This is a genomic window from Acinetobacter sp. (assembly GCF_050285345.1).
Lineage (GTDB): Bacteria > Pseudomonadota > Gammaproteobacteria > Pseudomonadales > Moraxellaceae > Acinetobacter.
Genome location: NZ_JBLZXR010000113.1, coordinates 1 through 12,194, shown reverse-complemented (window position 1 = coordinate 12,194; position 12,194 = coordinate 1). Strand labels below are relative to the sequence as shown.

At 38.4% G+C, this 12,194-nt stretch carries 5 protein-coding genes; all 5 read right to left on the bottom strand.

What is annotated here, in order from left to right; all coding sequences use genetic code 11:
* Positions 1-361: 361 nt before the first annotated feature.
* Positions 362-805, bottom strand: coding sequence for a hypothetical protein (locus ACN6OV_RS09545; RefSeq protein ID WP_427952375.1), 444 nt, complete (start codon positions 803-805; stop codon positions 362-364).
* Positions 806-825: 20 nt separating this feature from the next.
* Entirely contained in the window at positions 826-5,643 is a 4,818-nt protein-coding gene (locus tag ACN6OV_RS09540) for an RHS repeat-associated core domain-containing protein (protein WP_427952373.1), read from the bottom strand.
* A gap of 66 nt (positions 5,644-5,709) precedes the next feature.
* Positions 5,710-9,117, bottom strand: a complete 3,408-nt coding sequence (locus tag ACN6OV_RS09535; protein ID WP_427952371.1) for a type VI secretion system Vgr family protein — start codon at positions 9,115-9,117, stop codon at positions 5,710-5,712.
* Positions 9,118-9,310: 193 nt separating this feature from the next.
* Positions 9,311-11,128, bottom strand: coding sequence for a tetratricopeptide repeat protein (locus ACN6OV_RS09530; RefSeq protein ID WP_427952369.1), 1,818 nt, complete (start codon positions 11,126-11,128; stop codon positions 9,311-9,313).
* A gap of 115 nt (positions 11,129-11,243) precedes the next feature.
* Positions 11,244-12,014 carry a tRNA threonylcarbamoyladenosine dehydratase gene (locus ACN6OV_RS09525; RefSeq protein ID WP_427952367.1) on the bottom strand — a complete coding sequence of 257 codons (771 nt, stop codon included), beginning with the start codon at positions 12,012-12,014 and terminating at the stop codon, positions 11,244-11,246.
* Between the last annotated feature and the right edge of the window lie 180 nt (positions 12,015-12,194).

Below are 12,194 nucleotides of genomic sequence, written 5' to 3'. Positions count from 1 at the left end.
TGCTGTGCTGCTTTTCGCACAGACATTTCATCTCGAATCATAATTTCTATGACTTTATCTTTAAAATCTTTTGAATACCCCATATCTCTATTGTTCTATAGTTTTTAGGATTTGGCTATAGATGCTCAACCCCTATAAATAAGAGCTATAGCTAAATTCTAAAAATATCAGCACGTAAAAATATCTGTAAAATTCCATTCTTTAAGGTCTTTGGTGTACTGAAGAGTTAAGTAATCAGCTATATCCTGTATTAAATTTACGGAATTAAGTTGCCCCGCCCCAAGTAATTACTTAAATTTAATGATAATTGGGGTTAATCTAATTTTTAACTATTTGTGCAATAACGCTCATAAAAATTATTTTATAATTTACAATATTTTGCAACACCTACACTATAATAGAAACCAATATTCCACTGATTCATTGTTCTCACAACTAAAGCACCACTACTTAAATCCTCTAGATCTGTTAAAGGTTTTGCTATTACGATAGTCTTTTCATCATCTTTACTACAGTAAATATCCTTTCCATTAACTTCTCGCATAAATTTCCAATCATTTTTAATTAGTTTTTGTTTAATAAGAGAATAATCTTTTTCATTAAATTCTTTTTCAGAAATATAATAAAAGGAAGATGTAGAGTATGCTGCAACAACATCTCCATCATGAATTAGTTTATAATCAGAAAAAATTATATTTTTGATATCAAAAATATAATTTAATTTCATGTTTTTTTTTGATGAATCATTTACATCTGTATTTGAACAACCAACCATAAAAATAAAAAACAAAACGAAAAATCTCATTAAATTTATCCTTAATTAATTCACCAAAACAGATTACCCATCTTACTTAATTCATGGTTTATATTATAATCAACTGGACCATTATAACCCTCAGGTAACGTTACTTCACGAGTAGGTATTTTAAATAGATAATCTTTAATATTCCCAGCAGGTTGTAATCCACCTGCAGATATATCAAGGCCACCACCTATTGTTCCTCCTATTCCTACGGCTGTATATTGTTCTTTAGCTAACCTCGGGCCTTTTTCTGTTATATCTAACTGTATCGGTTTATCGACACCAAATGCTATTATTCCTAAATTTGCATTTGCAGTAACACTCATCCCCTTCATTAAATCATCCGTAGCATCAGCTCGATCTGCTGTTTTAGGTAATTTTTGTATTGCATAGAAGATACATGACACCCCCCCTCCAAATTTCATTTTAGGATTTACACTTGTCATTTCTTTTGTTAAATCTCTGATATAGGCAACACTTGCTCCTCCACCTCTGTATAAATTACCGTTATTTAAGTTAACCGCAAGAGTAGCTGATGCACCTAATGCCCCACCTGAACAGACTAGGTAATCTGGATTTGGAAAATTACATTCAACATATCTACACCTAGTTTTAGTTGGAGCTTTTGCAGCCCAAGGGGCTAAACCTAATACATCAACCACCTGATTTGGATTATTTACATATTTATATTCATTAATATCTCCAATTAATCCAATCGGATCCTTACTTATATAACGTGCACTAAACGGATCATAATATCTGTAACGGTTATAGTGTAATCCTGTTTCTTCATCATAATATTGACCTTGGAAGCGGATATGACTCTGCTCCAAAGGATTATTTAGATGTTGTGCTTTAATCTCTTGCGTTTTGCCCCATGTATTTAAAACAATTTCCCAAACACGCTCTCCCAACTCATTACTTAATGCCTGTGGTGTCCCCACTTGGTCACAGTGATAAAAAGTTATGCGTTCGAATTTGGTTCTGTTTTTACGTGAATCTGTCCGCCAAACAGGGTCTTTTTGAATTGAATAAGGTTCTGTCTTAAATCGTTCATAATTTGGTGTATCTATCAGTTTTATAAATCCAAAATAACCTGCTTGTAGAAGTGGCACAAAGCTATTCGGTTCATAAACGTAATGTTTAGTATAACTGTTTTGGGTATCTCGATCTTGTCTAGATTCCCAAACCATTAAATCACCATCCCAACCAAATAATGTGAAGCTATTATTAGTTTTATTAGCTTTGTATAAACGTCGTCCAAATATATCATAGCCATATTCGGTAATTTGACCGTTATAATCACTTTGAATCAGGCGTTTAAAATTATCCCATTTGAGTTTCAGATGTTCTCCTACAATTTGAGTTTCAACTACATTTCCTTGGACATCATATTTGTATTGCTTTCCTTGGTAGCTTTTTACAAGGTTATTTTTGACTTCTGTAGTTTGTGATTCAATTGGATTAATTAAATTACCTGCAGGATCAAACCTAAATTTTTCTGTATTTCTTTCACTTTGACTACTAATTAAACGTCCAATGGCATCATATTGGTATTTCAACTGCCCTAGACGATTGTCTTGCACTTCAGTTAATAGATAATTTTTGTCGTAGTGATATTGACGCTGTACTTGATGCATCAATCGATCTATTGTTCCTTCTTCAGGCTGAATGTTTTGTGTGATAAGTAAGCCCACTTCATTGTATTCAGTCTTTTGAATCAAACCATTAGCAAGAAAACGCTCCGTCTCGCGGTGTAAATCATCACGTTTAAAACCGACCATATCTTTCTTATTTAAAGCGACACCATAAACATGACCAGAGCCATATGTTAAGTGTGATACTTCTTGCCCATCTGGACGAATGGTATTAATCAGATTTCCTAATTCATCATACTCATAACGTAGTACTGCGGTCATTGGTGTTAGATTAGGCAATTTATAGTGTTGATGTTCTCTCTTAACTCTTCCTAAACGATCATAAAAGTAATCAATTTTACTATGTTCATTTTCTACACTCAAATAATTATAGAGTAAATTGTATTCGAAATTTTCATATGCTTTTTCATTTGTAATTTTATTTATAAACTCTTTAGACGATATTTTCCCTTCATTATTATAATGAATATTCACCAAAAGATCTTTTAAATCTATAGAGGATATAAATCCCCTATAATCATAAATATATTTCTTCTCAAAACCATCAAAACCTTTTTCTACTGATAATCTATTATACATATCATATTCAAAAGTATAATCCTCTGCTTTTTGATTAATTACTTTTGTTATATTGCCAATCTTATCCCAATAATAAGATACACAATTTTGATTCGTATCAGTTCGTTTTTGCAATAAACCAACAGTATTGTATTGATAGGTTGTGACTTTCCCAGCCATATCGATATGTTTCAGTAAACGTCCTTCCTGATCATGCTCAAAATGTTCTTCCTGACCGTCTGGAAAAATAATCGTTTTGAGTTGACCTTTATCAATGCCATGAGTACTGTACTGATACTGTACCCCTGTCTGATCAGCACTTATTTTTTGCTTTAGAACCCCTTCTTGATTATATTCCCAAACACTTTGCTTACCTGAGCAGTCAGTATATGCAATTATTTTCCCAAGGTCATCGTATTGAATTTTTTTAATACCGCCTTTAGCATTGATCACTTCAATCAATTGTCCTTCAGCATCATATTTATATTCCGTTTTTTGATCTAATGGATTAATTTCTTTTGTCATTAATCCGTCACTATTGTATTCACGCTTCCAAATATTACCTTCGGGATCTTTTATTTCGGTTAAATTGCTCTTTTCATCATAAGAAAATTTGATCACACCACCATTAGGTTGAATAAACTTTACCAAATCATTTTTATCATTATATATTTTTTCAGACTCAATCCCGAAATAATCTATTTGCCTAGTAATTTTTTTATTTTTGTCACGTGAATACCATTTCTCTCGACCATCCGCTAAACGGATGCGATAAGTAAAACCATCTAAGTCAAAATAGTAGTATGTTGGAATATTATAGGCATTGTAAACTGCTACTTGACGTAAACGTGGGTGCCATTTTAATGCGTTTTTAAAACTACCATCGTCTGCCCATTCTTCAACGGCTTTAGCTGTTGGCAAATTTGAATCATAACTGATATTTTGTCCACGTCCTGTACGGTCAGTATAACGTGTAAGTTGATGGTGGGCATTGTATTGGTATTGACGAACGTGACCATTTTCATCAATCGCCTCAATCAAGTTACCTTGTTGATCATATTTATATTGTGCTAAAGGTGTTGCTAAATCATTGACAAAAATGGCAACAACTCGACCTTGATCATTATAAGCAAATTTTAACGTATTATAAGATTTTTTTGTTTTAAAATTAACCGATGTTAATAAAGCCTTTTTATCAATTAAATAATAATTAACTTCAAACGAGTCTCCTGTACTTACATTTACTCGTGAAGCTAAATTAAAAGTATTCCCTTTATCAAAACTTATAAAATCAAAAACTTGTGATGTACCAAAATTCATCCTAATTGTATTTTCATTTAATGGGGTTAATATTATTCCTTCAAATGGTACTTCAACAGTTTCCTTAGGGTAGTCTTCAAATAACTTAATAACTCTACCCTCCTCAATATAATAATACCCTTCATCTTTTCTCATTATCATATTAGAGAATGGTATCATCCAACGTGCTCCTATATTACTCCCATCTAAATCACTCATTTGTGAGTTGTATAAACGACGAAAAACTAATCCCACTTTAGGTAAGGTAAAATCACTATGACTGATGCGCTCTGCACCAATAGCGTAACTTATACTATTGCTCGTTGCTACTTCTTGATCATTACAAATTGGGATAGACAATGCATCAGCCTGTAAAGCTAAAAACTCTAAAGTATCCCCCGTCGTATGCTGCTCATGCTCCCCAGTTTGATTAATCGGTACACTGGCATTGGCTTTGTTGCCTTGGGTTTTAATGGCTTTTAAAGTTTCCTGAATCAGCCATGCCAAACTGTATTTTAGACCTGCATTAGCTTGACGTTGAATTTCATTAGGAAGTAAGCTCAATGCCTGAGTTGCTTCGGTTTGTAATAATGTACCGGTCTGTGCTTTTCTAATTTTAGGTAGCATATTGGCAAGTGCATTGGCTTTGGTTAAGTCAATCAGCGGTTTGGTCCAATTACTGAATTGCTCAGTCGGATCACGTTTTTCTGCAGTTGCGCCAAAACTAATAGTGGGTGAAACAAGCCCTGAATTAATAGGAGCGGCAAATGTATTTAGAATAGACATCCCTAAATTCGTCGCACCTGAAAGCAAGGTAGGAAGTTTAGTTTGAGTTTCAGTCAGAAATTTTTCTAAATCCCCTGCCATTTGTGCATTTAAATGCAAGGTCATACGGCGAATATCAGCTTCTTGAATTTTGCCATTTTCTGGATAGAGCTTTTCAGCCATCAATCCCAATAATGGACGCAATGCCATACGCACATGCGCTTCAGCTTTTGGCTCTAAATATAAGCCAATCAGGTTCATGCTTAACAATGCTGCTTTTTGCACTGCGGCATCACCTTGTTCTGGATCGGTTGCAAATAATAGTAAGTCCAACACTGCACCTGAAAGTGCAAAAATATTGGCCACCGTAGGCACATTTGCATTGGCTTTTAACTGCTCAAGGCTGGTATTTCCACAGGCCTTTAAATAATCCTGAATTTGATGCGCTATAAACTTATGATCTTCCGTATGAGTCACACTCTCTAAATTGAAAATTGCCAGTTCTACCGCTGGCTTATTTGTCGATTGTTGTTCTTGTTGAACATTTTGTTCAGTCGTCATGTAAAAACCTATTACTCAAATTCTAAATTATTTAAAACTGTCTTTCGTTCAATCTTTTAGCAAATACTAACCGTTGTTCTTTTTCGGTTGTGTGGTTTCACTATAAGAAAGGTAAGGGCTGGAATATTGTTTCCTATCCACCCAATCATCACTCACAATGACTGGAGCAGACTCCACTTGCTCTGGCGCCTTAATTTCAGCTGGACGAGGTACACTGACTGGAGCAATAGCTACAGTTGTAGCAGGGGATGAACTTTCTCGAATCGTTTCGGTATAAGTTAATGCCCGAGTTGAATAGGTTTTTTTCCGTCCTACAATATCTGCATCAATGGTGGGTCTTGAATTTTGAACTGCTGCAGCCGTTGAATTAGAAACAATTCCATTGCTTTGCCCAAAACCGCCAAGTCCACTCGATAAGCCTTGAGCACCTTGCCTCAAACTTGCCATTTGTGAAGCTGAAAGTCCCAAATTTAATTTGGATGAAATTGCAGAAAGTGCAGAATTTGTGGCTTGATCTTTAAACTGATTTAAAGCTTGTCCACCTATATCTTTTAATGCATTTTTCCCAATATTTTTTAAGGAATCTGCATTTAAATTAAAAAGATTATCTTTTAACTGTGAGGTTAAATTTTGCCCCAATGCACCTAAAGTATTTTGCATAAAGTCTGAGGCACCCGGAATAACTTTCTCAGCCCAGTTATAATCACGGTTAAAATGACTGGATTGATCCCATGCACTGCGTGGATCCGTTTCAAACTCTACTTTGGCAGGCCCCGGGGCGATACCTGTAACTTGCGCAAATCCATTACTATCGAGTTTTCCTGAAACTTGCTTACCCAATGCATCTATGACTTTAAATCCAGTCCCACTAAAGAAGTCTTGTCCACCATAACTTTTAAGCAGTTCTAGCGCCCCTTTTAAAGGATTTGAAGCTGGGAGCTGAGCTGATTGACTTGCACTCGCCGCAGGTTTAAATAAATGTTGCCCCGCATTCACTTCAAACTTTCCGCCTGTTTTGGAAAGAATGCCTGAGCCATTTAAGGTAATTTGGGAAGATGCACCCGTAATCACGATTTCTTTGGGACTACTGATTTCAATTTTATCTTCAGTCGAAGAAATGGTAATACCTTGCTTCGCCAAGATATCCAGTGCATCTGACTGTGCTTGAATTTCAATTTTACTTTGTGCTGCAATGGCTTTAATACCGCCTTGTGCTGCAAATAAACTGACTTTACCTAGTGCCTGTCCGACAATATTTTTTTGGGTACTCAGGTTAATACTATCGCCAGCAATCTGATTAATCATACCAGTTGCTGAAAGATGAATATCTTCTGGTGTACTCAGCGCAATACCATCAACCGAATTGAGTAAAAGAATGGCTTTTTTAAATTTCGCAATATCTTTTTCAATTTCACTGGCAAAAGCTTTGAGCTGCTCAACTGATTCAATTTCATCGGTTTTTTGTTGCTTTGCAATATCACTTAAAGACTTACTATTACTATGACTATTCTCAAGCTGAGCTTTTGCAAGTTCCGCATCTAAATGCTCACCTTCGGCTCCATCTTGTTTATAGGTCGAAACCAATAAGCCTTGTCCAGCCCGTACTGCACCCCATTGATCGGTACGTAATTCAAAACCTTCACCCCGACTTTCACTCTCTGCCTTTTCTTTAGGATGACTTAAATGCCCTAAATTCAGTTGTGATGCACCGTGGCTACTTTGCAACTGCGTACTAATTTGTCCTGTGGTGTCATCAAAGCGTAATTGACCAAAACCCTCACCTGCCACTTCTTTAGAACGAATCCCGGCGAGTTTTTTGGTATCTGGTAACTGTCCTTTATTGTCAAATTTAGTGGGACTACGCTGCGCTTCATGAATACGACCCACCACAAATGGACGGTCAATATTACCATCGAAGAAATCGACTACAACGATCTCACCAATTCTTGGTAAAAAGCGTGCGCCATAACCTTCGCCGGCCCAAGGAGTCAGCACATCAACCCAAGCCGAGTCGGTATCGTTGTTATTGGCACCCGCCCCGCCATCATGACCATGATCATCAGAACGGGTAAACAGAAAACGGACTTTAATCCTCCCCCATTCATCGACATGAATTTCTTCACCTGCAGGCCCCACAACTTTGGCACGTTGTGGATGTGTCGCAGGTCGATGTTCTAAAGGGTTAAATTCAGGAACGGTTGCAATATTACGGCGCTGTAAAGCCAGTGTATTGGCTTGACGTTCATCGGCATCATTTTGTTTAACCTGCCACTGACTCTGATGAATCAGCTGGGTCACTTGATCAGTTAAATCTTTAGGTAAATTATTTTGGTTATAAAATGATTTAGATAGAATAAGAAATTCTTGATCTGCACCGTTATGCTGATCAATTTCAGGATGTTCATCTAATTTAAACCAATAGCCGACATGGGTGTCACGTACCGTAGATTTGGCAATAAACTGTTTGGCTTGGGCCGCGTAATAATCACTTAAATTTTGATTGAAGCGTTCTACTTGGCTGCTACTGGCCGCAGTCGCACCATCATCACCATTCAGGTCTTGCATCCACGCAGGGCTGACATGCCAAGCCTGCTCCAAACTTAAGCTGGCATTGTCCTGATTTTGGCTATGTGTATGCTTACTCTGTACTGCACCACCACCTTCGTCTTGTTCAAGAATATCTGCCTGCCAACGCTGTACATGAACAGAAGTCGGTTGCAAGCTGCGTTGCCCAATAAAACTGGTCATGCTGTCTTGCTTTTCTGTGGCACTGCTGCGATGAAAACGAATATTGCGACGATCTAGAGCCTGATATTGACTATTTTCATCAATTAAACGCAGCTTTTGGGCTTGGAGTGGCGCTGAAGAGGAAGAGACAAAATGCTGCGCTTCATCAATTAACCAATGAATCCCTTCACTGCGCAGTAAACGAGTGATGAAATCATAGTCCGTTTCATTGCTTTGCATGATGAATGGGCGTGTATCATAGTCTTTTTGCAGCCCACTCAGATCAAGGCTCAAACTTGCAGCAAACAAGGCGCTCTTTTTTTGCCACTCTGCAAAAAGGGTTTGCACCACATCTTTGACCGATTTATTCATAAACACGCGACTATTGCGGCGTTTATGCCATAAGGCGGTGGCATCTTGTAAGGTTAGTCGATATAGCGTCAGTGCGCCGTCACTTTGCCCCTGAAATGCTTCAGTAATGATTCCGCTCAAACGGAACAATTGCCCCGAATCCGTGACCTGATCAATCGCGACTTGTGCGCCAATAAATTGTTTTAGTTCGAGCGTGGCAGAAGTTGAGAGACAGATGAGCTGAACATTCAAACCTTCACTTAAGGCATGTTCCCCATCAATACGTTGCAAGAATACTTGTTCATTCAGCGTGGTATTGGAAAATTGAATATGCAAGGCACGTTTTTGTGGACTAATGCCCAATTTCTCAAGTGCAGAATAAATATTGTTCAGCATGTTTATTATCAAAAATCGATTTTTTATAAAATACGGCGGTATTTAATCAAAAAAGCTCATACATTCCTAGGCTTCGGCGCCTGACTTTGTTTGGCTTTATGTAAGCGAAAAGCCCCTTATTGATGAAAAAAGAGACGCATCCGCCTCGATACGTCTCTTTCGTTTAATCCAACTCAACTCAAACCCAATACTATTAAGTTACATTTAAAAAAGCGTGAATATTTTCCAATTGTGCTAACGCCTCAAGATGTCCTTGTAAAGCCGCTTTTTGCAAATGTTGTTCTGCAATTTTAAGATCGCGCTCTACCCCGATGCCATGAATATACAAATAACCTAAACGGCTTAAGGCATCCGCATTCATGAGTTGTGCAGCATGTTGATAAGCCTTCAATGCTTGAACCATGTCTTTTTCGACACCCAGTCCTTGTTCAAAAAGCCGTCCTAACTGGTACATCGCCACAGCATCACCCATTTGTGCTGCTTTGGAGAAATAAGTAAACGCCTGAGGCAAATCTTGACGCAGTAATTTTCCTTCTAAGTTGGCTAAAGCCAGTTGAGTCAGTGCATTGCGATGCCCCAATTTCACAGCCTTAAGCAAAGCTTGCAGTGCGAAGTCTGGATCTGGCGAAATTTCTAAAATAATATGCTCTGAATACACACGGTATAAATACCACGCGGCATCTTTCGACCCTTGCTCTATAGCTTTATTTAAATAACTCAAACATTTATCACGATGAGGCAATGGATATTCTGGTAAGGCATACATCCGGCCCATCACATAGTTTTGATCCGCGACACACGTGATCTGCATATCCCATGCTTCCAAAGCCGCTTGGGCCAAGAGTTGTTGTGCTTTTGCAATATTTTGAGCAACCCCCATACCATGGAGATAGCACATCGCCAAACCGACTTGATTCAAAAACTGTGCTTGCAGTCGATGTGCGGTATCAAATAATTCAAAGGCTTTTTGGGGATCATCGCTGACCAAATATTTTTCAAAATACAGTGCCGCAATTAGGCCAATTGCCTCCACATCTTGCTCATTGGCGGCTTCGGTTAAAAAACGAAAACCTAAGGTTTCCTGTTTTTCCAAATGCCATCCATGAAAATGTGCTAGCCCCAACACACGATTAGCAGCAGCAATTTTATGTTCCCGTGCTTGCTGCAATAGATCGTGATAGACCCGTTGGCGTTGATCGATATCCATCTGTCCCATCAACACAGCTTGATAGTAGTCATATAAATGCTGCTGATCTCCCAATAACAAACAGCGCTTCAAATACTGCAATGACTTCTGCTGATTTAGTGGGAAATACTGGCCTTTTACATAAATTTGCTGAAGCTGTTGGTTCGCGGCTAAATGATCTTGTTGCGCTGCTTTAAATAAATATTCCAGACCTAAACTGATATTCGGCTCGGCTAAATTTAAATACTGCTGGGCCAATTGATATTGTGAATTCGCATGACCTTGCTCAGCATTTTTTTGTAGTAAATCTAGCTGTTGTTGCTCGACGTGAGTCTGATCTTGTGGATCTAATTCCGCCAGTCGATATTGTGCATCGAGGTTGCCACGTACCACTGCATGCCGATACCAATATTGGGCTTTTTCGATATTTTTTTCTGTTCCGCTATACAGACCTTCTGCCATCTGTCCCAACACATATGCAGCTTCATCACCGCCCAAGGCGAAGGCTTTTTCAAATAAACGTAGCGCATTATCACAACTAATATCACGCCCATGGCCTTTAAGATGCATGTATCCCATTGCCATATACGCCTCTGGAATTTCATGCTGTTTCGCTATATTTTGATACAGCTCATAAGCCCGCGCATAGTCGGCTGGCGTTTCCGTCATTAAACGCTCTGCATATTTGAGCTGTGCGTCCAATTGATCCAACCATAGATCATGACTCACCGCTTTGGCTTGATCGCGATGGACAGGATCCGGTCGTTTCCACATCCAAAATGCAAGTGCAAATATCCCCAAAATCAGTATCAGTAAAAACCACATACCCGCCCCAAATTTCAATATTTTTAATTATTCCGTCATTGTGTCTGATTTTAATTACATCTACAAAAAAAGCACCTCTTTCGGTGCTTTAATTTTTATCAAAATGCGATAGTGATCATGTTTTTAGTCGTTTTGCGTCTAATTTTTTCAACACCTCAGCCACCGCGACCATTGCAAAGCTTGACGTCACCACCACGGCCGAACCATAACCGCCACAGCGTAGCCCTGCACTTGGGCAAACATCAGCACTGGAAAATGGATTATCAATTGAATAGATACAGGTAATGCCAAATTTTTCCTTCGGCTTTTTACAAATACCTTTGCTGCGCAATTGAGTACGCAGTTTGGCCAACATCGGATCTTGTTCAGTTTTAGATAAATCCGCGACACGGATTTTTAGCGGATCTAATTTTCCACCTGCCCCGCCCGACACAATCAATGGAATTTTATTAAATCGACAATGCAACATTAAAGCAAATTTAGCTTTGACATCATCAATGCAATCTAAAATTAAGTCAGGCACATTCGCCAGCATGTCTTTGACATTTTCAGGACTTAAATAATCATCGACCAAATTAATTTTAATCCGTGGATTAATCGAACGACAACGCTCCGCCATAACTTCAATTTTTTCGCTGCCCAAAGTTGAACTCATCGCAGGTAACTGACGGTTAATATTCGATGCCGCGACCACATCCATATCCACCAACGTCAGCTCACCAATGCCTGTACGCGCCAAGGCTTCAACCGCCCACGAACCGACACCGCCAATGCCAATCACCATGACATGACTTTTTTCATAATGACTAAAACTGTCTTCACCATAAATTTTAGCCACGCCGGCAAAGCGACGCTCATATTCATCATCTTGAGGGAGATCAGTCATGGATTTAAAGTTCAGCAAATATATCAACGCGGCATTTTAACAAATCCTGCTTAGATTTGGGTAAATGTCACTGAAAGAGGTAGAGACAAAGAAAGAGGCACTTAGCCACTGCTGTCCCACAATTTTCATAAGAAGAGCCTCAATTGAGGTTCTTCTTGTTTTCGCCATTTTTTATCGGGC